Annotated in this window: 16 protein-coding genes and 1 tRNA gene; 11 read left to right on the top strand and 6 right to left on the bottom strand. The window is 29.7% G+C overall.

Features of this window, described 5'->3' with window-relative positions:
* Positions 1 to 270: 270 nt before the first annotated feature.
* The 3 genes from J0H68_04010 to J0H68_04020 are packed head-to-tail and all read right to left on the bottom strand — an operon-like array spanning position 271 to position 5,091.
* A complete protein-coding gene (locus J0H68_04010) occupies positions 271 to 2,793 on the bottom strand; it encodes a flagellar hook-basal body complex protein (protein MBN8827851.1) in 2,523 nt (840 codons plus the stop codon).
* A gap of 11 nt (positions 2,794 to 2,804) precedes the next feature.
* Positions 2,805 to 3,551 carry a flagellar hook assembly protein FlgD gene (locus tag J0H68_04015; GenBank protein MBN8827852.1) on the bottom strand — a complete coding sequence of 249 codons (747 nt, stop codon included), beginning with the start codon at positions 3,549 to 3,551 and terminating at the stop codon, positions 2,805 to 2,807.
* Between the two features lie 10 nt (positions 3,552 to 3,561).
* Positions 3,562 to 5,091: a flagellar hook-length control protein FliK gene (locus J0H68_04020; protein ID MBN8827853.1), complete on the bottom strand. Its 1,530-nt coding sequence runs from the start codon at positions 5,089 to 5,091 to the stop codon at positions 3,562 to 3,564.
* 78 nt (positions 5,092 to 5,169) lie between these two features.
* Between J0H68_04020 and J0H68_04025 the strand changes: the two genes are divergently transcribed.
* From J0H68_04025 to J0H68_04035, 3 genes are all read left to right on the top strand, one after another.
* On the top strand, positions 5,170 to 7,233 hold the full coding sequence (locus tag J0H68_04025; GenBank protein MBN8827854.1) for an ATP-dependent DNA helicase RecG: 2,064 nt from the start codon (positions 5,170 to 5,172) through the stop codon (positions 7,231 to 7,233).
* Between the two features lie 72 nt (positions 7,234 to 7,305).
* Positions 7,306 to 8,658 carry a hypothetical protein gene (locus tag J0H68_04030; protein MBN8827855.1) on the top strand — a complete coding sequence of 451 codons (1,353 nt, stop codon included), beginning with the start codon at positions 7,306 to 7,308 and terminating at the stop codon, positions 8,656 to 8,658.
* A gap of 437 nt (positions 8,659 to 9,095) precedes the next feature.
* The gene (locus tag J0H68_04035; GenBank protein ID MBN8827856.1) at positions 9,096 to 10,463 is read left to right on the top strand and encodes a hypothetical protein; all 1,368 of its coding nucleotides are present in this window, start codon (positions 9,096 to 9,098) and stop codon (positions 10,461 to 10,463) included.
* A gap of 3 nt (positions 10,464 to 10,466) precedes the next feature.
* Here the strand turns inward: J0H68_04035 and J0H68_04040 are convergent.
* From J0H68_04040 to J0H68_04050, 3 genes are all read right to left on the bottom strand, one after another.
* Positions 10,467 to 10,553, bottom strand: a tRNA-Leu gene (locus J0H68_04040).
* A 93-nt stretch (positions 10,554 to 10,646) separates the two neighbouring features.
* The gene (locus tag J0H68_04045; protein MBN8827857.1) at positions 10,647 to 16,238 is read right to left on the bottom strand and encodes a hypothetical protein; all 5,592 of its coding nucleotides are present in this window, start codon (positions 16,236 to 16,238) and stop codon (positions 10,647 to 10,649) included.
* A gap of 156 nt (positions 16,239 to 16,394) precedes the next feature.
* Positions 16,395 to 18,044, bottom strand: a complete 1,650-nt coding sequence (locus J0H68_04050; protein ID MBN8827858.1) for an ankyrin repeat domain-containing protein — start codon at positions 18,042 to 18,044, stop codon at positions 16,395 to 16,397.
* 157 nt (positions 18,045 to 18,201) lie between these two features.
* Between J0H68_04050 and J0H68_04055 the strand changes: the two genes are divergently transcribed.
* Genes J0H68_04055 through J0H68_04090 form a run of 8 tightly spaced genes read left to right on the top strand, consistent with a single transcriptional unit; the run spans position 18,202 to position 26,727 of the window.
* On the top strand, positions 18,202 to 19,320 hold the full coding sequence (locus J0H68_04055) for a flagellar basal body P-ring protein FlgI (protein ID MBN8827859.1): 1,119 nt from the start codon (positions 18,202 to 18,204) through the stop codon (positions 19,318 to 19,320).
* Positions 19,321 to 19,329: 9 nt separating this feature from the next.
* Positions 19,330 to 19,668 (top strand): rod-binding protein, encoded by a 339-nt coding sequence (locus tag J0H68_04060; GenBank protein ID MBN8827860.1) that lies wholly within the window; start codon positions 19,330 to 19,332, stop codon positions 19,666 to 19,668.
* On the top strand, positions 19,649 to 20,137 hold the full coding sequence (locus J0H68_04065) for a hypothetical protein (GenBank protein MBN8827861.1): 489 nt from the start codon (positions 19,649 to 19,651) through the stop codon (positions 20,135 to 20,137). Before J0H68_04060 ends, J0H68_04065 begins: the two co-directional genes overlap by 20 nt.
* A gap of 11 nt (positions 20,138 to 20,148) precedes the next feature.
* Entirely contained in the window at positions 20,149 to 22,953 is a 2,805-nt protein-coding gene (locus J0H68_04070; GenBank protein ID MBN8827862.1) for a hypothetical protein, read from the top strand.
* 37 nt (positions 22,954 to 22,990) lie between these two features.
* The gene (locus J0H68_04075; GenBank protein MBN8827863.1) at positions 22,991 to 23,908 is read left to right on the top strand and encodes a hypothetical protein; all 918 of its coding nucleotides are present in this window, start codon (positions 22,991 to 22,993) and stop codon (positions 23,906 to 23,908) included.
* A gap of 15 nt (positions 23,909 to 23,923) precedes the next feature.
* Entirely contained in the window at positions 23,924 to 24,415 is a 492-nt protein-coding gene (gene fliW / locus J0H68_04080) for a flagellar assembly protein FliW (GenBank protein ID MBN8827864.1), read from the top strand.
* Positions 24,402 to 25,619: a flagellin lysine-N-methylase gene (gene fliB, locus J0H68_04085; GenBank protein MBN8827865.1), complete on the top strand. Its 1,218-nt coding sequence runs from the start codon at positions 24,402 to 24,404 to the stop codon at positions 25,617 to 25,619. The genes fliW and fliB overlap by 14 nt, the downstream gene beginning before the upstream one ends.
* Positions 25,609 to 26,727: a methyltransferase domain-containing protein gene (locus J0H68_04090; protein ID MBN8827866.1), complete on the top strand. Its 1,119-nt coding sequence runs from the start codon at positions 25,609 to 25,611 to the stop codon at positions 26,725 to 26,727. The genes fliB and J0H68_04090 overlap by 11 nt, the downstream gene beginning before the upstream one ends.
* Positions 26,728 to 26,837 lie beyond the last annotated feature (110 nt).

Here is a 26,837-nt window from a genome sequence, read left to right on the forward strand (position 1 = left end):
TAATATGTTAAGTATTTTGTACACAATGGTAAAAAAATTTATTTTTATAAATATTTGTATTATTATTTGTATTATATAATTATTAATTTTGTTTTATTTTAATGCTTAATCTTTAAAGATTAAAGAATAAATATATCAAAAGTTGAATAAACAATGTGTTTATAATTAATAAATTTAAGTAGAAATTAATCACTAGTTAAACAGCAGTTTTTAATAAGAAAGAAATTAATGGATCAAGAATAATATTCTCAATCCATTAATAGTATTAAATTAAGTAAATAATCTGTTTAATTCTCTTAATAGTTCATTAACAGTTTTAATAATTTGAGTATTTGCTTCATAACCACGTTGAGCTACTACTAGCTTTGTTAATTCATCTGCAAGCTCTACGTTCGCTTGTTCAAGAGCGTTTGATTGTAGCGTACCTACACTTCCACTATTTGGTTTACGTAAGTTGAACGCACCAGCTTCTTGGTTAGATGCATATACGTTACCATCCTTTGCAGCCAATCCATCATAGTTAGGAAATTCACCTAATGGAATTTGGAAAAGTTTTTGTGAAAGACCATTACTATAGTTTGCGATTATATAACCGCTGCCATCTATATCAATAGTACTTAAAAGTGCTGCGGACACACCGTTTTGCTCTACGAATTGTACGTTATAATCAGCATGAACTTGACTTAAACCGTCACGTAAACCGATTACAGTAGCACCAACAGTACCAGCTGGTAAACCTGCAGTACCTAAATCTAAATTAATAGTACTTGCGATCGCACCATTAGTCCATGTAAGTGTAATTGGCGCAGTTAATTGAGAAGTTACGTTTCTTAAACTACCATCACCGTTAAATGTAATGTTACCATAAGCTACCATTCCGTCAGTTCTACCTGAAGAAATAACGATGTCATCAGGATCAAGAGCATAAATTTCTGCAGCCCAAACGTTAGTTGCAACTTTTACAAAACTTATCCTGAAATCGTGACGCGCACCTAATGGATCGTAAACTTCAAAGTTACGGCTAAATTGTGGAACAACATCACCACCGGCCATATTATCTGCTGTAATACCAAGTGGATCATAAGCAGGCCCTGTAGGAGCAATTGTTGCAACACCTTTAGCAAGATCAGTATTAGATGCAAGCGTATCAACGTTACGAACCAAACCAAATTCAGTTAAAGGGTTTGTTGTAGCATTTGGTAAAGGATACCCATAGTCATACATAATGATACCTAATGGGTTTTTATTATAAATATATAAACTCGCATTTGCACTTGATGAACTTACTGTTGTTGCTGCAATTGTATCAGTATCGTTAATCATTGTACGAAGACCCTGCAATGTTGTAAATCTTTGTACGTTACCAGGAAGCGCTGTTGCATCAGCTAAACCAAGTGTAGTTGGGAAGTCGGTACCAGTATACCCAAAAGTAATAGTGTCAGTATATGTATCAGATGAAATTGATAATCTACCGTTTAAAATATTTGCATTTAAACCAGCTGTTGCGTTAATTGCTGTTGCAAGAGTTGAAAGTGATTCAAATTGTCCTGCACCTGGAGGGCTGTTAAATGTGAAAGTAGACGTACCGCCAGATGGTGTTGTTATTGTTAAAGTGTCAACACCCGCTGTAGGACCAACAAACACACCAGCAGCTGTGTTTTGACCAAACATCGGTGTTGCTGTAATATCCTCAGATGTTACTACACCATCACCTAAAATAGCCGGAGCTGAAGCTGCAACGTTAAATAGACCTAAGCTACCTACCATTGTCGCTGCACCTACGTTTGCAAAAGTCATATTATCATTTGCATCAATTGGACTTACCCATAATCTGTTGTTTTGAACTCTCGCTGTCATTCCTTGTGTGTTACTAATAGCTTGAGCAAGTGTTGCTAAGTTATTAAAGTAACCACTTGTAACATCTGGAGTACTTGTAGTAAATGTATAAGTTAATGTTCCTAAATTAGAAGTCGAAATAGTAAATTTATCACCATTAGTTAAGCCTGTAGTAAATACTTGAGTTGCGTTTGTTGCACCCATAATACCAAGAGTAACGTCATTACTGTATGATAAACCACCATAGGTGTACGTATATGTATTTGCAGCATCATTAATTTTTAAAGTTGCACCAATAGGTAGATTTGCATTAGGCACTAATATGTCTGACATATTAACAGCACTATTTTGAGTAGAAGTAGAAGGTATGCGAATAGTTTGACCTGCACCTTGTAATACTCTTTCACCTGCATCTAAGTTCATTGAAAAGTCAACTTTAGTTGTTGCTGCTACCGCACCGCTTAAAGATCTTAAGTTAACCGGGGTTAAACTGTCTAAAAGAGCGTTTGAAATTGTGTTAATATTACCTGGCTCACCCGGAATTCTTCCTTCGTTGTCAAGTTGCCATGCCATAAGTGTGTGACCTGCTGCATTTACGAAGTTACCAAGGTTATCCTGTCTAAATGAACCAGCACGAGTAAATAAGAAGTCACCGGTACCATCATTTCTACTATTTACGACAATCATACCTTTACCAGATACCGCAATATCTGATACCACACCGGTAGATTGAATCATACCTTGATAATCAACTAGTTTTCTGTTAACGATTTGAACACCACCACTTATATAGTTGTTCTTAGAGCTAGAACCTGTCACCATTGTTTTAAAGCTAACAGAACTAGCTTTATAACCAACCGTGTTACTGTTTGTAATGTTATCTGCGGCAGAGGCGATTGCCTGGCTTGTACCATGCATACCTGAAAGACCCGAGAAGAAAGCTCCATATAAAGCCATAATAAATCTCCTTAATTAGTTGCTTCTGTTGTTTGTTGTTGCGCTAAATAAATACCTTGAATTTCATCTAATCCGATTTTATTGCCGTTACTTAAAATGAAATTGTATTTTCCTAATTCTTCTACCATTCCTAATACAGTAGCTCTTGATGTAGTAATTGCTTGCATAGGAGATCCAGTATCTTTATAAGCTTCTATTTCAATGCGATATAAACCTTCTGGCAATCTTTGACCGCTATTATTTCTACCATCCCATTCATATGTATGCACACCAGATTTACGCTGAGCAGGGTCAACACCTGCAGTCTTTACAACTTCACCGGATGAATTTATTATTTTAACTTTTAATCTTTCAGCATCATCTTGTATTCCGTAACTAAATTGCACGTTACCAATACCGAGCGCTTTAACAGCTTCGCTATAATCAACGTCTTTACCGATGTAATTAACAAGCGCAGCTCTTTCTTTTGCTTCTTCCATTTGAACTAGTTTTTCAATATTTTCATTCATACTTATTGTTTGCTCAGCTTGAGAAATAGCTACAATTTGTTGTGTCATTTGATTAGTATCAGCTGGGTTTTGTGGACTTTGGCTCTTTAATTGAGTTAATAATAATTGTAAGTAAGCATCCCTATCTGCCATTAATTGCTCTTTTTTACCAGAACTTGAATCTTTTTTAATCGGTCTCATTGATGTCTGATGTGGTGTTGTGGAAGAATTAAGTCTTGCTACTGCACCTGGCTGATTAATTTCACTCATATTTTTTCTCCTATACCCTTATATCTAAAACGTGATCACTTATGTAATTTCGAATTATCAAATTATCTTGTTTCGCATCAATTCCAATATCATCTAAAGATCTCAAGAATTCCTTTTTATCTTCTAAAAATTCTCTGTTATCTTTTGCCTGCTGATTAGTATCATTACGCAAGTTAAAGCTAATGTTATCAGAAGCAATTTTTATGCCATTTTCACTTAAAGATTTTTCTAAATGTTTAAAATCTCTTTGAATAAGTTCTAGAGTTTCTATTTTTTCTACTGCTATAGAAATTCCGCTAATTGATTCTTCATTCATCTTCATAGTAATTTCAACTTTACCTAATTCTTTTGGTTCAAGTTGAACTACAACTTTACTATTATTACCTTGAATATTTTTGATTACACTTAATCTGATTTGTTCGTGCGCTGGTAAAGTAGCTTCTGAAATTTTATCAATAGCATTTAAATCATTTTTTATATCATGCTTTAAAAAACGATGATCATCTCTAACAGCATTTAAATTTGTAACACTATTTGATTCTTGTACTTTAGAAACTTCTTCATTATCAATTTTGGAAATTTCATTTTGAGATTTTTCAATTTTACTATTTATGTTTTCCTTTACCACATTCTCTACTTGGCGAGCTGAAACGTTAGCAAATTCGATTTTATTATTTTTTGTGTTTAATTCAGTTTCTTGATTCGGTATTGACTCTAAACTATTACTTTTCTTATCAATATTTTTATTATCACCTAAAACATCTTGTTCGTTATTCTGTATTTTAAATTCATCACTTACTTTAAGCGCATTACCCTCTTCAGCTTGATATTTACTACCAACTTCAAGGTTAGAATCGGCACTTAAAATAACTGGTAAAACTTTTTTAGTTGGAGTATTTAAAGCTAACTCACCTGTATTATTTAAAGCTAAATCACTTGTATCATTTAAAGCTAAATCACCTATTTTATTACTTTCTATTTGATTTACTTTACCTACTTCAACTGCACTATCTTTAGCTTCATCTACATTTATTTTTTTATTATTTACATCAAGCAAACCTTCAAATTCTAATACTTCACTTGTAGTTTTTTCATTTAAATCGACATCTAGATTATTACCATGAGCATTTCTATTAATTTGATCTCTCACTGCATCTTCTAAATTTATTTCATTAAATGAAATTTTACTTATTTCACCGTTAGAAGCTTCTAATTGATTACTTATTTGCTGCGCAACAATTTCCGGATTAACAACAAGACCATATTGAATTGGAACTTCAATAACATCGTTTTTAGCTTCTTCTGCAATTAATTTATTTTGCTCTTCCAAACTTTCAGAAGAAAGTATAACCTCACCTTCTTTAAGTTGCTTTAACGCCTCAGTAAATAAATTTTTAGGCTTACTATCTAAAATTTCAACATTTGCATCAACAGGAACAATTCCATTACTACCAATACCTACGTTTACTTGTTGTCCATTAGGTACTTGCGTAATTTGCTGATTAGCGGTTATTACACTTCCTGTTGGCGCTATTAACATTTAACCCTCGTGTTAATATAAATTTTATGCTAAAAGTTAATAAGCAAATAACGTGCCAAATTTAATAAATTACTGAAAATGAATGACTTTAGCTTTCTATTTGCAAATATAGATACCCTAAGAGGGGTAGGTGAAAAAACAAGAGATGCTTTACTAAGGCTTGGTATTGAAAAGGTAAAAGATTTACTTTTATATAAACCTCTTTGCGTTGATAGAAAAAAATATTTTACAGAAAATGAAAAAGTTGATCCATTAACAACTTATATTGTACCTATTAAAATTACTCATATACCTGAAACAAGAAATTTTAAGGTTAGTAAAAAAAATAGACTTATAATTAATGGGTTGAGTTATTCAACACCTATAATGCTTACGTTTTTTAATTTTACTCCCTACCATATTATTAATAAAATTAAGCTTAATGGTGAATATTTTTTTGTTGGCAAAATTACAGTTTTTAATAATAAATTACAACTTGTACATCCTGATTTTTATAACCAAGAACAATTAAGTATTATAAGTCAGCTTGACCCAAAATATTCTTTAACATATGGCATAACTTCTAAAATGATTAACAATTTAGCAGAGCAAGCAATTATTAAAATTGCAAATTTGCCTGAATGGTTGCCACAAAGAATTTTAAAAAGTCTAAATTTTCCTGATTTTGCAACCTCATTAAAACAATTACATTTTTTAGAATATGAAAATAGTGAAACTCATGCAAAAGCAATTGAAAGGCTTATTTTCGACGAACTTCTTGCTCATCATTTAACAATTAAAATTAGTAAATCAATTTCACAAACAAGCGTAAAATCTTTAAACAAAATTGATCATCAACTTATTGAAAAAATAAAATTACATTTATCATTTAAACTTACTGTGGATCAAGAAAAGGTATTAGATGATATATTTAAAGATATTTCCAAACCTCATCCAATGTTTAGATTACTTCAGGGTGATGTAGGTAGTGGCAAAACTATAGTTGCATTAATTTCAATGGTTGCTTCAATTAGCCAGGGTGGTCAGGCAGTCATAATGGCACCTACTGACATTTTGGCAAAACAACATTTTGAAACTTTTAAACAAATTTTGGATAAATTTAATATACCGGTAGGACTTTTAAAAAGTGCAATGCCTGGAAAACAAAAACAAGAAACAATTAAACAATGTGAAGACGGCAGCATTAGAATTGTTGTAGGGACACATTCATTAATACAAGACAATATTATATTTAAAGATTTGAAATTTGTAGTAATTGACGAACAACATCGTTTTGGTGTTAAACAACGTTTATCTTTAAGCCAAAAAGGTGAAGCAGTTGACACAGTACTTATGACTGCAACCCCTATTCCACGCACATTAATGCTTGCAAATTATGGTGATATTGATGTTTCAGTAATTGCAGTAAAACCTGAAGGAAGAAAACCTATTGTAACTTCCAGCATGAGCATTGAACGATTAGAAGAACTTACTATTTCACTTAAAAAATTTTTAAATAATAAACAAAAAATTTATTGGATCTGTCCACTTGTTGAGGAAATTGATACAGATGATTCTTTAACTTCGGTTAATGAAAGATTTGATTTTTTAAAAAAACATTTTGGTACTGAAGTTGCCATGGTACATGGACAAATGAAGAATTCGGAAAAAAATGAAATCATGGATCAATTCGCTTTTTCTGATCGTGTTAATATACTTGTTGCAACAACAGTAGTTGAAGTTGGCGTTAATGTTCCAAGCGCGACTTGCATTATTATTGAAAACGCTGAAAAATTTGGCCTTGCTCAGCTTCACCAACTTCGCGGACGTGTAGGTAGAAGTAGTCTAGAATCTTTTTGTGTATTATTATATGGCCCTCACGTTTCCGAAACCGCAAGAAACCGAATAAAAGCTATGAAAGAAAGTAATGATGGCTTTTATTTATCCGAAAAGGATTTAGAACTTCGCGGCGGGGGAGATATTTTAGGAACTAAACAAAGTGGAGATATGAGCTTTAGAATTGCTGAATTCCCTCGTGATTCACATTTGCTTGAAATTGCTCAACATGAAATTAATAATTACCCTCCGCAACATACTGAAAATTTAAGACTTTTATTAGAAATTTTCGATTATCAAGGCAGTTTAGAGCTTAAAAATGGGTAAGCACATTATAATTATTGACAAATAATTAACTTTTTAGTAATAATACAGAAATTTAATTTTACTTATTATTTCATGTATACTTTTAACGATTTCATTCAACCAATTTTACAATTTACCGTTGATTTTACCTCGCAAGTATTAAGAACATTTGGCGAATCTTTTGCGCATAAATTAATAAAAGAATATAATTCTTATGTTAAAGAAAAAATTGTTTCAAAAAATCATCAACATATTCATCTGCTAAAAAAATTAATAGCCTTAAAAGAAAAAAATAATGATGAACAACCTTTACTTAATTTTGATTTTTTAAATGAATACGTTAAGAGTATTATAATGAATGAGTCAGAATTATCTGCACAATATAAAAATGCTTTAGATAAGTTTTATAAAAATTTTAGATTAAATATTAGAAATAATATTAAAAATACTATTCCTTTCAAAGAAACTTTAGAAAATGATTTAAAAGAATTTTTAAAAGTTACTTTTAATAATGCTAATGTTGATAATAATTTTATTAAAGAATATATAACTCAGATATGTGGGAAACAATTCTTAAATATCGAAGACAAAAATGGAAAAGCAGCTTTAAAAAACCTTATAGATTCCCATATTTTATATAAAGCTTTCTTATTAGTGATTGTTTTTTTCATTAGTAAGTACGCTTTAAATTTAATTAATAATGTATTTACACAAATATATGGAAAAGTTAGCGAGATTGAAAACCTTCAACCTTTACTTCAAAAATTAGAAAATTTCTATGATCATACCTCTAATTATGGTCTACAATATTTTTTCAAGCTAATGCCTTATCTATCATCCATTTTAACTCAATTTTATTCTTCTTATCATTCTAATTTGAGTAATTCAAGTAATGCGCTAACAGCAAAAGATATTAAAGATGAAGAAATTATTGAAAAATTATCTTATGCAATCGCAACTGAAGCCTTTGCTTATACAATGTTTCTTCATTACAATTTAAAAGATCATACTATCTACACTAAATATAAATTAGAATCTCAAATTAGAGAACATTTAATTAGGGTTGCTGAGAATTTTAATGAGCAAAAGAAAACACTAAGTTTAGTATATGATTCTATACCTGAATATTCAAGCATGGTATTTAGCAATATATTTAACGAGTTTTTTATAACCCACCATAATTATAGTGGTAACAAACAATATTCAACAATTTGTTTAAGAAACTCAACAAATTTTGTAAAGCATTTAGAAATTCCTGAAGGTTCATATAATAAAATAAATGATTTAAACTTTTTTTGTTTTGCAATTAGTAAAAAAGGTAAATTTAGAACCATCATTTCTAATAACAATCCAAAATATGAAGGAAAAGCTGTATTTTCTTTTAGAGAACTTGATAAACTCGTAATGAGTAACCCTCCAAAAGCAACAATTCTTTATCCTTTTTAACAAAATTTGATCATTTTATTAAGCTATTGATTTAATGAATATAAAAATCGGCCTGTGCATTTGACAGAAAATTTTTAATTCATTAATATACCTTTATGTATAAATTTTTACTGGAATTTGAGTTTATACATAAATCTTATTAAAATTTTTGCGCAAAAAAATTAAGGTTTTAATTTAATTAAAATAGGCTAGCCTATACTAATAATTATCTTATAAGTTTTTAAAATTTAATTTTAAATCAACAACTTAAATTTTTATTTAACCCTTTACCACTTAATATACTACATAAATTTTGAAGTAAACCTTATTTCAAAAAACCAAGGGGGTATTCTTTTTATTTTAAATATTTAATTATATCGAAATCATAACATTATATTGCTCATATTTTAAACTTAAGTTAAAATATTAATATATACATAAATATATGAGTACATATCATGTCAAAAAAGAAAGAAATAGATGATTCATTTATTAATACAATAGTTGAGCAAACTCTTTATACTATAAAGTACATAACTGAAAATGAACTTCAAAATTTACTTACTAAAGGTTTAGAAGCGCAATTTCAACATGTACCACCAACATCTAACTGGCAAGATATAGCTATACAACATAAGATTAATGAAATTCAATCGGATACTGCTCATTTATTAAGTGATTTATTAAAAAGCGACCCTGATAATCAACTTGTTTCATTTTTAAATTTATTTAATAAGAAACAATTAGAATCTAACCTTAAATATAACTTAGCCTTAAGTAAATTCGTAAACCAATTTAAAGACTGTATTATAGAATCTAAAGTAGGGAAAGATAGTATCGATGTTTTAGCTTTCCAAAATAATTTAGAACTAGCTTTAATAGATTTTATAAAAGAAATAAAAGGCTCAAATTTAACAAAGGAAGAAAAAGAAAATATTAAAGAAGCTGCTGAAGAAATAACCTTTACAACTTTAAATCTTAGTGAACCTTTAGCACAAAAGCACTTACTTCAGTTAAACCATTCAAATTTAAAAACTTTTGCAATTATTGCAACTAGTATTGCCCTTTTCGGAGTAATAACACTTGTATGTGTAAAATTTGGCCTACTTGCTACAGCAACATCAGCTATTGCAAATTCTCCAGCTTTCATATCAGTTGTTAATACATTAGAGGCAGGATTAGTAACAATTGCCCCTCATCTCGATAGCTTTGTCGTAAAAACTTCAATGGTTTTAGTACCCCTATTTGTAAATTTAGTTGTAGATGATATCAGAAGTGGGTCTTTAAAAAATAGGTTTTTTGAAGTATTTAGTTCGATAAGTGGCATGGAATTCGCTCAAACTAGTAAAAAACTAACTGTTAAAGATATCACTGAAGCTAGTGTAACTAGCGCATTAAATAAGGTTGTAAATAATCAACCTCAAAATAAAGGTAAAAATTTACTTAGAGATAAAGCTATATTTAATAGTTTAAATATTATAGTAAACACCTTAAATGGTATGCAATTACCTGAATCAAGAATTAATAATTCGGATTTACATGAAATATTTTATGGATTTAAGGGTAAGGAAAGCAAAAACACTTGTTTAGAAGCACTATTTAATATTGAAAGTAATAGTAAAGATATAATGAATTTTTCTTTAAAAGAAGAAGCTGTATGGAAAAATATTACAGTTTTAAGTAAAGTACTTCCTACTCTTCAAAAACTTTCTCATAACAATAAAATTAGCTTTCCTATGAAACATACTCATTCATATCAAAATGCTATTGCAGTAATAAAAAATTTATTGGTAAATGAGATAGATATTTCTAAAGGAATGAATTAGGAATGGTACCCGCGGCCGGACTTGAACCGGCAAGGGCGTAAAGCCCCACGGATTTTAAGTCCGTTATGTCTACCATTCCATCACGCGGGCAACACTCCACATACGTATAAATAACATTTTAAAAATTAGCAAGTATTTTTTGAAATTTATTTTGGAAATAAAGCATGTTTTTATTAACAAGCTTTATCTATCCATAATTTGACCTTTATTTTTATCTACAGGCTTTAGGAAACCAAATCTTCTCTCACCCTTTTTATTTAGCTGCCCCATACTACCTTCAAAGTCTTTTTTCACGCGGTTCATAAGCTCTTTTTCAGCTAAACCATTTATATCTTTATATTTAGCACTATCACTTTTAAACTTTTCTTTTAAATTGTTAATTTGCTCTTCTTCAAGCCTATTACCAATATTATCCTTTAATGTCACTTGTTTAATCTTAAGGATAGTGGCAAATTGATTAAAATTAACCTCATGCCCCTTGTATTCACGACTTAAACCTTTTTGTGCAGATAGAGGTATCTGGATACCTTCATCACTTAAAGCTTTAAACCAATGTTCCATAGGATATTTGTAGGCATTAAATTCAACTTCTTGTTTTAACACGCCAGGCTTAGTATGATAATTAAATAATTCTATATTTTCTGCTTTTAAAAGATGGATAAAATCAGCAAAATATAGGCTTGCATTTTCGCCGCCTACTCTTTTAAGAATATTTTCTTTAACTTCAGGTGATAATTTAATATTATTAGACTCAAGAATTATAAAAACCTCTTTAATTGGCTTTCTAAACATTTGGTTATCAAGAGCTTGGATTATATTTTGATTAATATTTATATTATTATGCTTTAAAGCTCCTAAGAACGATTGTAGAGACTCTTTATCACTAAATTTAATAGCTCCTGAGAGAAGCTTATTTTCAACCACTTCTTTTAATCTGACTAAATCTTGAGTTTTTGCGTTCGGATTTCCAATATAAAAACTAGCTTTATTAAAATTACATCCTTCACTAAAAAGCACATTACTCCAATCTTCAATATTAATTTTAGCTTTAGCAAAATTGAAACCAGCAAAATTTAAATTTCTAACATCAGTTTTAAAAACAATTTTTCTAAAATCTCTTTTATCAAGAATTGATCTAGTTGGAGATACTGTAGGTAATTTGTTATAGTTTGGATTTTCTGCAATAAGTTGCCCAAGATCGTATTTAGTATTTCCACCATTAGATAATTTTTCAGCTTTATTAACGGCAGCACTTAAAAAATCTGAGTTAATGCTTTTTCCAAACACCCTATCTTTACCACATGCTGCAGCGAGTTTTTCAAAAACTGCACCAATCTTTGAGCCAATAGCTTTTAATGTATAAAATCTTATATCAGAATCAACAGTTGCTATTTTAAGAGCTTTGAAAACCCCTTTAGCTGTAACATTGTTTTCATCTACAAATTTAGTATAAAGTTCATTTATTTCTTTTGCTTTTTCTGGTTTAGATAAAGCCTTGAATAAATTGCCACTGGTAATACCTAATTCTCTGATTGGTTTTATACTTTTAATAAATCCATCAACAATTTTAGCCTTATTAGGGTCATTAAGGACATTGATAAGGTTTTTAACACCATTATTATCTTCTGCCGATAATTTTTTAAGGAAGGTACCTACAATAGGTTTCCAGAAATCACTATCATAATCCATACGATCAATGTTATCTATAGATTCACCCAAATCTGCTAATGCCTCAACTAATACTGGTAACAATTCTTTAAAATCATTTTCTTTAAATTGTGGATTTTTGAAAACATTAAATTGGAATACATCGTTAGTAAATACTACCTTTTGCAATAAAACATATACATGGTCTTGCATAGCTTTCTTTTCTTTTTCAGGTACATTTTCAACTGATTTTAAAACATTATTAACTATTTCAAGTAGATTTGATTTTTTTAAACCTCTATTATTTTCTGGGTCCTTTATTCCCTCTATTAGTTCTTCGGCTAATTTCGCAAAATTATTATTAGAATTATTTGAAGTAAGAAGGTTTTTTGTTACATAATCAACTAATGGAATAAGATGATTATTAATATCATCTTTACTTAAATTATTATAAATTTTATCAATAACGCTAGCGTCATCGTTATAATGCGTTCCTCTAATCTCTTGTTCGGCTTCAAATTTATTTTTATTATTTAAAATAAAATCTTTAATCAATAAATTTACTTTAATTTCATCAGCTGGTTTAACATCAGTAGTTTCTTTAATCACTCCTTGAATAGCTTCCATAACCTTTTTAGCTTTTTTCTTAACGTCTTTATTTAAGCCAATTTCTAGTGATTGATTATTATTAATTTCAATACTAATAGGTTCATCAATTAAAGCTGCCTTCTTTTTATTAGATTTACTTGGTTTTTCCTGAGTTGGAGTAATTGTAGCCCTACCTTTTTCTTTAATTTCAAAATCAAATAAATCTACAACTTCACGAATTAAATTTTCACGAGCTTGTTTTATTTTCTCATTTTTAGTTAAATCATCTGATGAAGCAAAAGAGTTGATTACAAGATTAGTACCTTGAGCAGCTAAAAGAGAAGAATCTATACCAAATTGTTCTTTAAATTTATTTTTTAAGCTTTCTAGGTTTTCATTAGTATCTGGAAATGCTTGTAGTAAAATTTGAGATTCAATTAATTCCTGAATTACTTCTTTATATTCATTATTTTCATCATTAAATAATATTCTAAATTCATTATTATCTGTAAGTTTTCTATCTAGTCTTAAATCAGCAAGTATATCAAATACTTGGCCAATTGTAGCTTGTACATTCGCTTTTAGAACAGCATTTGTAACTTCGGTTTTTTTACCAGTGACTGATTTAGCTATTTCACTCAATCCATTTAATACAGAAAAAAGCTTTTCATTTGTAGCGGTTTCAGGAACCAAATCAATTATTAAGTCTACAAGCTTTTCTTCATTATATTTTGAGTTTTTTGATAATTTAAATAACTGAAGCTCTTTAATTTGAGGAGCAATAGCATGTTTTTGAAGTTTAATAATTTGAGTTACAAATTCTTTATTTTCACTAATTGTTTTTTTCAAATTTCCATCATTTAATATTTCACCTACTAGGGTAAAAACATCTCGGTCTTCTGTATGAATCAGTTTATTAATTATTTCAATAGTATTACCGATATTATCAGCATTTATTACTTGATTCTCAAAAAAATCATTAACAAACTTTCTAAATCCTTCTTTTAATTTTGTTTTATCCTCTTCGCTCGTCAATCCCTTTTCAAATGCTTTTTCTAAATTTGGATAACCAAAATCTGTAGCAAGTTCAACAAATAATTTTCTATTAGTTGTTAGGAAATTTGCAAATGCTCCGCCTGTAATTTTAGCAGCTTCTTTAAACTCTTCTGATTTTATAGCTTTTAAGAAACCATTTACTAAATCTATCCCTTGTAAAGCTGTTATAGCTTTATGCGTTTCATTATTTTCACCATTATAATATTTAACGCTCACCGCATTATTGGCTGTTAAACGTAAAAGTTCTTTTAAGCCAACAACATTTGTTAAATAATTCCCATATTTAGTTGCAAGATCAATTCCTTCATTTGCAACATTCGCGTATTCTTGAACCTGTTCAGCGGCTTTACCAAGCATTTCTTTAGGAGGAGCAAAGAAACTTGTCCAAAAACCCTTTGTAGTTAAAACAGTACCAACACCTTCCGCAATGTCAGCCACTCTATCAAGAGCATCAAGGGGCGCATTAACAAGCGTAGAAATTAATCCACCTTCTTTTTCTACTCCTTGAACTATCTCACCTTTTCTCAAGGTATCTGTAACAAATTTTGTTGCTTTATTTCCAGTTTGAAGCCCTTGTTGTATTAAACTAGCTCCCTCACCTACAGTATTAGATGCTTTATTACTTATCCAATTTGCAGCTTTTTTAATTATTCCTGGAGTATTAGAAGAAGTTTGTTTAACTGTTTCAATAGCGCTACCAACCATTCCAACGGCAGAATCTTTAGCTGCTTTAATACTAGGTAATATACCTTTATCGATATTTTCTGATAAATCATTAAATTGGTTTTTTATAAAAATATTACTAATTAAGCGAATATTTTCAGCAATTTTATTTGGATTTAAAAGGTTATTCCGTGCAATATATGCCTCGCGATATTTTACCATGTTATTAAGGCAAATTTGACTCATAAGAGTGTTTTCAAAGGCAGATGTAACTTGAAATTGATTGCCTTTAGTTTTATTTTCTTCAATTTGCGAAGCAATAATATAACTGATTTCTAATCCATATTTCTCTTTTAATTCATTCCATTTAGGTGATTCAAATAATGGAAGAGCCTGAGCTTTAAAAGAATATTTTACTAAATTATTTTGTAGTGATTCACCTACTCTATCATATACAATATTTGAAAGCTCTTCATAATTACTGTTAACAAAATCTAATATTTCATCATATTGTTTTTTATTTTCTTCCATTAATCCAAGATTACTTTTTGTCTTTTTAATTATTTCGACAACTTTTTTATCATCTTCTGAGAGAGGTTTACTTGCATCTTTTAAAATCACTTCTTCATTTGCAAGTAATTTATCTAAGGTAGCATTTAATTTATGATTACTTTCAGGAAGATAAACCGAAAATTCAGGCAAATTACTTAATGTGGCAATAGGAGAATTTTGTAATCCTAAAAATGAATTTAAACCATTATTACCATTTAATAAGGTAAAATCTAATCCTAATCTTTTAAGTGCCATTGGCCCAATTATTGGAAACACATAATCCTTAAATATATTCCATGCTTTTCCTGAACCTTTCCTATTATCACCTAAATTAAAACCTTTATTAATTTGCTCTTTTTTAAATTGTTCTATTAAAGTGTTTTTTTCTTCTTTATTTTTTTGTATATATTGTTCTTTTGAAATTTTATTTTTTGCTAAAAAATCCTTAAACTCTTTTTTAACATAATTAAGTATTTCGGTCGCATTTTCTTCTTCAGTTTTATACGCACTAAGTTTAACACCAAATTGTTTAAAAGCATATTCTGAAGCTTGCTTCTCTCTTTCTGTACTCGACAATGCATTTTTTTCAATTTTACTTTTATAAATATTAACAGCTTTTTCTACATTTTGAATTTGTTGTTCAAAAATTGCTGCATTAACTTCATTTTCTACTAGATTTCTTTGAACAGAATTTAAAGCTTTAACTTCTATATTTAATTCTTCTATAATGTTTTCTAAGGAAAATTCCTTTTTAATTTTTTCAGCTCTTTCCTTTAAAAGTTTTTTGATTACAACTTCAGCTCCTAAATCTTCAACATCTTTTTGAATTTGAGGGTTTTTAAGAGCATTTTCATGTAATTTATAATTTTTTATTTCTTTACCATCACCCTTATGTTCAGTATTATCAAGAGTGATTATTCTTTCTTTAATAAGTAATCTACGGGCTCCTTCCGCAAAATCTAAAAATTTATTATTTTCATCTAATAAACAAAATTCTCCGTTAACTTTATTACTATTCTTAATTACATTATCAACAATGTCATTTAGTAATTTTGACCTATTATCTTTTAAAACCCCGTCATATAAATATTTTAACGAAGAATTTTGGATTTTATTTTCAATATGTATCTTTAATGCTTCTCTAGCTGAAGAAGCTTGTATAGTTTCCGGAAATAGTAAAAAATCCAAGGAAAAGGTTATTTTACCTTCCTTAACTAATTTTTTTGCGGCTTTTTGCCTTTCTTGATCAGTGTTACTATTTTTAGCCATGGTAATAATACTATATAAATTTATATCTATATAATAATATTACAACACAAAAGTTAAAAAATAAACTATTTTTAAAACTTATTATTAATTGTTGATAAATAAGCTTATAATATTCGCTAAAAGTTATAAAAAAGTTAATTATTAATTAAAGCACTTCTATTGTTTTTTTATAATATTAACATCTTTGATATACAATTCATTATCAACAATTGATCTGTAACCTTCACTCTTTTCTGCCTCAAATATATTAGGTTCAGAATTACGCATGTATTTCTCCATAATATCAATTACATCGTAGAGTTCCATTTGTTTAGCCAGTCCATAAGGAGATGCTCCATATACATTTTCTAATTCGCAATTTGCCCCTAATTCCATTAAACATTCTATTAGCTTTAAATCATACGAACAATAACCTACTGCAAAATGTAACGGTGTATTACCTTCATAATCTAATCCATTAATATTTAATCCTGATTTAAATAAGGTTTTTATATTATTGATATGAGCATTTTCTACCATTGATAAAAATAAAAACGTCCCTTCCTTAAACACTTCTTTAATATTAAGTCCTTTTTCAAGAAATTTATTAAACATATTCTCACTACTTAATGAAAGACTAAGAGGATTTTTTAAATCTTTAGTCACGTATTGAGTTTCAGCATCAAGGTTAAGCATCAATTCTACCATTTCTTCATGATTAACATAGATTGCTCGATAAAAGGCAGTCATTCCATAAATATCTTTTAAATTAGGATCAGCGCCATAATTCAACAACGTTTTTATAGTTTCTTCCCTTGCCGGAAATCTTTTTTCTCGACTAGACATAGGATTAGAAGTTGTACCAGGAAGCACGATCATATACTCATCAGACCAATTACCAAATGCTTTATGAAAAAAATTATAAAGGTTATGATAATAGGCATTTGGATTAGCGCCTTTTATAAGCAAGTTTTCAATTATTGTAGGTTCATTAATTTCCGTTTGCAAAAGTTTGTAATTTAACCAATCCTGGACACTTGATAAGATAAGAAATTTTTTAATAAGATCAATTTCAATTCCCTGCTTGTTTAAATTTTCCACATATTCAATGACAGGAATGACTAAATTTAACCTAGTAATAATTATCGATAAGTTTTCATAATCATAATTTGGTTCCAATTGATAATTATAGTCAATAAATTTAAATTTTCCTTCACGTTTTAAACCATATAAAGGTACTGTATAATATCGTAATGAAATAAAAATTATTAAGTGTATTAATTCTTTATCTTCATTTTCAAAAAAAGTTGATAATTTCTCACGCTCAGTTTCAGATAAATTTTTTACAAATCTGCTATTTGCTAAATTGCGAATTTCTAAAAGTAATTTTGGATATTTATAAAATAACTCATTATATGAAAAATCAGATTTATTTAAATTATAAAAATATTTTTCTGATGATAAAAATAATTCAGCGGTATTAATAATGCTTTTATCCATGTCATAATGCACTTTACCATCATAAGTTGTTACCATTTCATTCATTTTATCACTCTCAAGCATTAAACTTGAGACAAAATGAAAAGCTGAAAGTCTTGCGGGATAATTTGATTTAATTGAAAAATCACCCTCAACTTCACCTAAATGTATTGAATCATCTTTTAACCACTTAAAGACCAGAAAGCTTGCAGCTTGAGGTTCATTCTTAAAGTATTTCCTTAACACTACTCTTTCTTTTAAATTTAAATTTTCATTATCGAATAAATTTAAAATCTCATTAGGAATATAGTAATCCTTTTTAAAATTCTGATTTGTAACGCTTAACATATTTCTCTCCTAAATTCTCATTATAAATAAATTTGATCATAAATTACTTTATAAACTACTGAAAATTATTTATTTCTTAATAATTTTTATCTTTACTTATTTGTAAAATGGCATGAAAATTGCTTATTATTTAAAATACCTTTAAATGGTAACAATTATGAAAAAGCCGGTACTGACATTAATAATAAGAATAATTTTAATAACTTGCATAAATGCAAAAATTTCCTATGCATCGGAAGCAAGAATTAAAGATATTGTTAATGTTGAAGGGATTAGAGAAAACCTGCTTATTGGTTATGGATTAGTAGTAGGACTTAATGGCACAGGTGATAATTTAAACAATTCAGCATTTACGCAAAAAGGGCTTGTGGATTTCCTTGAAAGATTAGGCATCAATACGCGTGGTGCTAATTTAAAAACTAAAAACATAGCTGCTGTTACAGTAACCGCGGTACTACCACCTTTTGCAAGGCAAGGGAGTAGAATTGATGTTCAAGTAAGTACTCTTGGCGATGCTAAAAGTTTACAAGATGGTACATTACTTGCAACTCCTCTCTTAGGAGCTGATGGTCAAGTATATGCGGTATCACAAGGACAAGTCTCTATTGGTGGTTTCGATGGAAAAGATAAAGAGGGAGCTAAAATTACAAGAAGCGTTACAACGAACGCAACGATTATTAATGGCGCAATTATTGAAAGAGAAATACCTTTTAGATTAGAGAGCTTAGATTCAATTAAGCTTGCTTTACATAATCCAGATCTTACAACCGCTTTACAAATTGCTGAAGCTGTAAACATTGCAAATAGAGAAGATATCGCAAAAGCAATTGATCCAGGTACTGTAGAAGTATTTATACCTGTAAATCACAAAAAAGAGATCGTTAGATTTTTAGCTGACATTGAACAACTCGTAGTTTATCCAGACCAAGCTGCAAAAATTGTGATTGATGAAGCTTCTGGAACCGTAGTTATGGGGCAAACTGTAAGAATTAGCCCAATTGCGATTTCACAAGGTAATTTAACAGTAATTATTAAATCGCAAAAAAACATTGAAAACCCGGAAGTTGATCTTAGAGGCGAGAACATTGCGGAAGACAAGCCAGTTGCTGATAATGCAAAAAAAGGTAATCAAATGGTTGTTTTACCTGAAGGTACAACATTAGGTGAGCTTGTTGACGCTCTAAATTCATTAGGTGTTGGACCACGTGACTTAATAACAATTCTTCAAACAATTAAATCTGCAGGAGCTTTGCAGTCTAATATTGAGTTAAGATAGGGGAAAGATATGATACCAAATAGCGAAATCGTAACAATAGACGCAGTTACAAAATATCATAATTCAGTGAAAGAAATAAACCTTGCTCAAAAAGAAAATTCAACTTTAGAAGCAGCAGAAAATTTCTCACAATTACTCATTAAACAATATTTAGAGCTTGCATTAAAAAATAATATTGATGAAGAAAATATTTTTAATCCAGGTGGAGCTGCAAATCATTACCAAGGATTTCTAATTGATGAATATGCCAAAGTTTTAAGTGCTCCAGGTAATGCTGGAATAACTGAAATGGTTTACGCCGAACTTATAAAATTACAGGAGGTTGGCAATGGAAACCAATTTAAATGAAAATTCTATCGAAAATGAAGGTATTGAAAATATAACTAATATTGATCGTGTTATAGTAATATTTGAAAAATTCATAACACTTTTAAATAAAGAAAGCGAATTATTAAAACAAATGAAAATTGCCGAAATTGACGCATTATTGCCAGATAAGGTTAAAATGATGCAATGGCATAATATTTTTGAGCAATTCCTTTCACGCGAACCTAATTGGCTTAAGTCTCAAGAAGAAACTAAAAAACAGAATTTAGTACAAATTTACGAAAAGTTTAAGCAGACAATGGAAGATCTCCATGGAAACTTAGAAAAAGCTGTAGTTGTAAACCAATATATTATGAAAATGATTTATGAAGAAGTAGCCTCACAACATCAAAATGAAACATATAATTCAACAGGTCAAAAGAAAATTGGCACATTTGTTGCTTGTAATCAGAAACAGGGAATACCTATTAAAATTGATGAAAAAATTTAAAGGAGGCAAACATGGGCCTTGGGATTGCAGAAAACGCCGCACTAAGTAGCATTAAAGCTCATAAAAAGGCTTTTGACACTGTTTCAGTTAATATTGCAAACGCTAATAATGATGAATATACAGCTAAAGTTACAAATTTTAGCTCTGATATAGCACTAGGACAAGGTGTAGGTGTTAGAGTTGATGGAATATCTCGTAAAGTTGATGAAATTCTTCTTTCGGAATATAGAAATCAAGCCTCGTCTTTAGTAAGAGTTGATACACTTAAAAATTATAATGAACAAATTCAAATATTATTTGGTGAACCTGGTAATACAGGTACCTTAAACTATGTTATCGATGATTTTTTTGCAACCTTAAAACTAACAAATAGTACCCCTGAACTTAAAATGCAAGCAGTACAGAAAGCTCAAATTCTTTCTCAGAAAATTGCAGACATCTCAAGAGGTTTACAAGATTTAAGGTATAAAGCTGACCTAGAAATCGCTAACACATTTGAACAAATGAATTCTGATCTTAATAGATTATTTGACCTTCAAAAAAGTATTTCTTCAGTTTCTAGCTCACGTGGTAACACAGCCGATTTATTAGATCAAAGAGATACAATTATAAATCAATTATCAAAAAATATTAATTTAAAAGCGTATTTCAATGAATTTAATCAACCTTTTTTAAGTACTACTCGTGGTATTGCTGTTTATTCTGATCAACCTTACCAATTTAATTATGTTCCAACTCAAGGACCACAAGATTTTATAAATAATGCAGTATTAAATCATGCAACTATTACACCTCTTTATAATCCAAATGCACGTTCAGTGGCAGAAACAGTTATTACAGGCGGTAAAGAAGGAAATATCACTACACAATTTACTAATGGTAAAATTTTAGCTCTTCACGAAATAAGAGATACGGATATACCAAATATTATAAATGAGCTTGATAATTTAGCTTCAGTTTTAAGAGATAGCATCAACAATCTACATAATTCAGCGAGTGGTATGCCTGCTGCTCATACTCTACAAGGTACTACAATTATAAATGATTCTGATTATCATCAATGGTACGGTGAAATTCGTATGGGTATTATTGATGAACAAGGTAAACCTGTTTTAAGAAATGATGGAAAAGCTCTAAACCCACTTGTTCTTGATTTAAGTAGATTAAATAGTGGGAACGGCGCAGGAAGCCCTACTAACCAAACAGTTATTGATGAAATAAACCAATATTTTTATTACGATCAACTTCTATATAAAACTAAATTAGGAAATTTAGAAGATATTAGAATAGCTTCAACTACTTCAAATATGCTTGCAAATGGTGTTTTTAAATTCCAAATGGAAGTTGTAAATAATGATATTTATGACTCAAAATTTGATGTACTTGATGTTCAAGTGTATGATAATACATCCACATTAGTTCCTGGTTCTCTAATTACCCCGCTTGCAAATAGTCTTTTAACTAATCCAGGGGATAGAGTTAGAGGAGAGGAAATGCAAGTAGATTTTGGTGCAGGTGCAGGTGGTCCATATACAATTCAAGTAACAGTAAAAGTTACTGAACCAGATGGTAACATTTCAACTTCAGTTTTAGAATTCACTATTGACGATACTCCAACTAGTACTGATATTATGAATGACAGATATGTAGCAACATCAGTTATTGCAGGATCTGCAGAACTTGTTGCACCAACTGCTAATAGAACTTTTGCTTTAGCAGAAATAGTAGATGAAGATGGAGATGTTCTTCCTAATGGAAAATTAGGATATTTACGTCTTAAAACTTTAAGAGATACATATGGAATTTCAATTGATCAATTAACTAGTAAAGAATTTGGTTATACCTATCCTAATGGTTTTACAGTAGATGCAACTCAACGTGGTTTCTCTCATTATTTTGGATTAAACAATTTATTTTATGATAATGGTAGTGTTAGAAATTCAGCTTATACTATGGCTGTAAATGAAAGCATTTCTGATAATCCAAGTTTATTAAGTATAGGTCAATTAAAACCTTCTGCAAGTTACATCTCACAAGAAACAATAGGTGATACAAGAGCGCACGGCGAAATAGTATTTTCCGCAAATCCTGGAATTGGTTCTACTATTACATTAGGTGGAAGAACGTTTACATTCGTTGCTGCTGCAGGCGCACCAGATGAAATAACTATAGGTGCAACACTTGCCCAAACTTTAACTAATACTCTAACTGTAATTAATGCTATTAATGCCACAACTAGTGGTACCGCTGACAAAGCAACTTATACCGATAACGGTTTAGACACTTTATATATTGATTATGGAGCTGCAGGTACAGTGGGTAATACCTTTACAGTTAGTTACAATTTGCTTGGTGGTGCTTCTGCAAGTTTTAATGGTGGCACTTCTATAATTAGTAATACTCAAAACATCTCAGGTGGTACTAACAAAAATATTAATATTACGGTTAATCCAAATACATACGAAGTAAGTGCTGCTTCAAATGAAATAGGCTTACAAATAGTAGATTTAGCTTTACAAAGTTTTACCTTCCCTGCCGCAGGTATTCTTTCTAGTTTAACTACCACCCTTGGCAGTTATACTGCAACTTTAATTTCCCATGCGGCAAATAATGCGAAAGACGCAAAAGATGGTTTTAAAAAACAAGAAGTGTTAACCAACGCTTTTTATGAGCGCTTAAAAGATGGTAGCGGAGTTAATATTGATGAAGAAATGGCTAACACTGTTATTTATCAAAATACTTATGTTGCTTCAGCTACAATTTTTGCAACTACTAAAAAATTGTACGACGTACTTTTAGATACAATGAGAGGATAAGTTTAATATAGAAATATGTTAAAATAGAGAGGAAAATATGACTGCAACTGCGATTAGTAATTTAGTTATGCATAAATCTCTTATGGATCACATGAGAGAAACACGCAAAAATGTAGCACGAACTCAAGAACAAATATCAAGTGGTCGAGCTGTAGAGACATATGAGGAACTTGCAAGTACAGGTCGTACAGAAGGTATTATTAATATGGAGTCAAAACTTTCTCAAATTAATAGTTATCTTGATAATAACCAAATCATTACAGGTAGGTTACAAGCAACAGATACTTCTTTAGAAAATATTATAAATAGCCTTTTTGAATTTAGATCTGTGCTTGTAAAAAGAAGAAGTGCTTTAGGTAGTTCACCTGAAATTGTAACCACAATTAATCAAGTTGGTAAAACTACATTATCAATAATGCGTGATAATTTAAATTTAAGATATGACGGCCAATATATGTTTGCTGGTGCTAAGGTTGATGTTCAGCCAGTTAATAATATTGTTGATCAAACAAATATCTTAAACGGTGAAGTTACCTCAAATTATTATAATGGTGATGGCGTAACTAGGAGCACTAAAGTTAGTGATTCGCTTACAGTTAATTACGGAGTTAGAGCTAACGAAGCAGGATTTCAAAAAGCTATTGGTGCCATAAATTTAACATTAAAGGCCGTTGACGACAATAATTTATCAGATGCTTATGAATTATTAGATGATGCAATAAAAGACATTGTGAACGTTAGAAATAACGTTAGAAATTCAATGAGTCAAATAGAAAATGTAAGCGAAATTTTTGAATCAACAAGAGTATATTTTACACAATCAATTGGTGAAGTAATTAATACTAATATTCCAGAAGCTTCAGTGACCCTTGCAAATGATATGGCAAGGCTAATGGGTACGTATCAAACATTTTCGCAAGTTTCAAGGTTAAATTTAATGGATTATTTAAAATAATTAAGGGAGTCTGACATGGGTAACAATGTAAGTTTAGAAGCTACAAATAAAAGTATAGCTATAGAAGAAGTAAAATTTGAATCGATAACTACTAGATTTGGCGCTATTCAAATTAATAAAGAAAAGAATATTACTTTTCCATTAGGGATTTTAGGAATTGAAGGAGTACGTAGCTATTGTTTAGCTGATTACCCTGAAAATAAATTTCCTAATTTTAAAGTACTGCAATCATTAGATGATTTAAATATATCATTTCTTGTAAATCCAGTTACTGATTTCAAAATTTTTGATAAAAAAGATTTAGAAGAATGTTTGAATGATCTAAATATTGCTCAGGAAGAATTAGCGATCGTTTTAATCACTTCTATACATAAAAATGTTGGTGAAGAAAAAGCTCGTATTACAGTTAATATGCGCGCACCAATCATGATAGATACAAAAAATTATGTAGCTTATCAATACGTATTTAAAAACGATAATTATAGCTTACAACATGAAATTAACTAGTAATCCAGATTTAAATTGTATGGTAAAAGATTCAGAAGATTATGAAGTATATCAAGATGGTTTTTTAAGTGATTTTAAATGTATTGGGGACAAATGCCCTGATACATGTTGCAAAGGCTGGGATATGCAGTTAGATCGCACAACCAAATCTATGTACGAATTCATGATGCCTGAACTTAAAGATATAATTGATAACAATGGTGATCATTTCATTATAAAGCGTGATTCCAAAACAGATACTTGTATAAAATTAGAAAAAGGTTTTTGCTCAATACAAAAGAAACATGGCGAAAACACGCTTTCAGATGCATGTTTTTTCTATCCTCGCACAATGCATAAGGTCGGACAAAGATATCATGCTTCTGCCGGGTTTTCTTGTCCTGAAACCACAAGGTTAACATTATTTGGAGAAAATCCTTTTTTAATGGTTTCAACTCATTATCCACGAATTCCGTATATTTTAAAGGACTATTCAAATTTAGTTATTCCTGTTGAAAAGATTGATGAAATTCACCAATTTTTTAAAAATTTAAATGATAGTGAAGTAACTAATAAAACATTAGCTAAAATGTTAATGTTAACTAGATCACTTTCAAACCTTCCGCAAGAAAAATGGTTTGATGCTATTAATCATTTAGATAAGGTTGCGCTAAATCTTTCTCCAGAGATAGCTTCTCAAAAACTTAATCCTCTTTATTTACTTCAAAGTTTTATAATTATAATAAAATCTTGCCGTAAGAAAATTACAAACAGATTGCAAGAAGTTCTTAATAAAGCGCAACAAGAACTCGAGGTAAAAATTGATTTTGAAACTACAGATTTAATTTATGACGTAGATAAATTTGATTTTAATAATGTTACTAAAAAATGTTTAGATAATAAGCTATTTGTTCAACATATTATGAAAAGATGGCTTAAAGGTGAAATTTCTTGTTTCTTTTATCCATTTTCTGGTATTGGCCGTAATACAGTACAACGTACGCAGATTTTAATAGTTAAATATGCACTTAATTATATGTTATTAAGTCTTAATTTAATTAATTGTGAAGATGTTCAAAATACTACTATCCAAACTATTCAATCCGTTTCAAGATTTATTGATCATTTATCTGACGAAAAATTATTTTTAAAAATTATTGAAAGTTATGGTTGGCTTGAAGATAGCAAACTTTTAGGGTTACTGGAGGATATTGATGTTAAATAATTCAATCGATCAAGTAGTAATTACTACTAAAATTGAGGCCTTTGGACTTTTAGCTAAACAAAAATTTATTGAAGCTGAAAAATTACTTATGGATTTACTTAGCTATAACCCATTAGATGATGAAGCAATTTATTTACTTTCAATGGTGAAACATGCTAAAGGTGAAACTGAAGTTTCTAAATTTCTTTTAAATAAAGCTATTGAGAAAAATCCTCATGATGCTAGATACTGGACAGAGCTTGGAGCTATTGCTATTGAGCAAAATTACTTACAAGAAGCTTTAAACCTTTTTGCTCAAGCTTTAAAAATAAAAAGCGATTACCCTCATGCCTTAAGAGGGATTGCAACTGCATATTATTTACTTAGAGATTTTGAATTATCTAAGGAATATTACGAACAACTTGTTAAAATAGTACCTAATGATCAGACCTCTATCCATATGTTGAAATCGCTTAAAGGTGAAACAACAGAAGCTGCGCCAGAAGCATATGTGAAAAACTTATTTAATAAATACGCAGATAAGTTTGAAAACCATTTAAAAGAAAAACTTGATTATAAAACTCCTGAAGAAATCGCGAGGCTGGTATCAACACTTAAATTTAATGATAACAAACTTGAACTTAAAGCATTAGATTTAGGTTGCGGTACAGGACTTGCTGCCGAAGAAATTTTAAAATTTAATGATAAGTTTGCTTTTACAGGGCTTGATTTATCAGAGAAAATGGTTGAAATTTCTAAAGCTAAAAATATATATAAAAAATTACATGTCGGTGAAATATTAGAATATCTTAAATCGAATAAGAAAAATTTTGATTTAATAGTCGCCGCTGACGTGTTTGTTTATATTGGGGAATTATCAGAAATAATGCAGGAAGTTAACCGTTCACTTATATCGCCTGGTTATATGGTGTTTTCAGTAGAAAAAAATGATGACGTTGACACTTTCAGTTTAATTCCAACAAGTGCAAGATACGCTCATTCGAAAAAATATATTGAAAAATTAGCTAAAGATAATGGTTTTAATATAGAAATAATGGAAGAAATTGACCTAAGAAAAGAAGGCTTAGATATCATTAAAGGTTACTTAGTTATTTTTTGTAAAGCGTAAGCCATTCATAATTAAGTACAAACTACTATAAGCTTTTAACAAGTCTATAGTAATTCAAGTATAAATTGACAAATGGTTAATTAAATTATATCTTGTTAATCAAATTTAAC

The organism is Sphingobacteriia bacterium (assembly GCA_017304685.1).
GTDB lineage: Bacteria > Pseudomonadota > Alphaproteobacteria > Rickettsiales > 33-17 > JAFKLR01.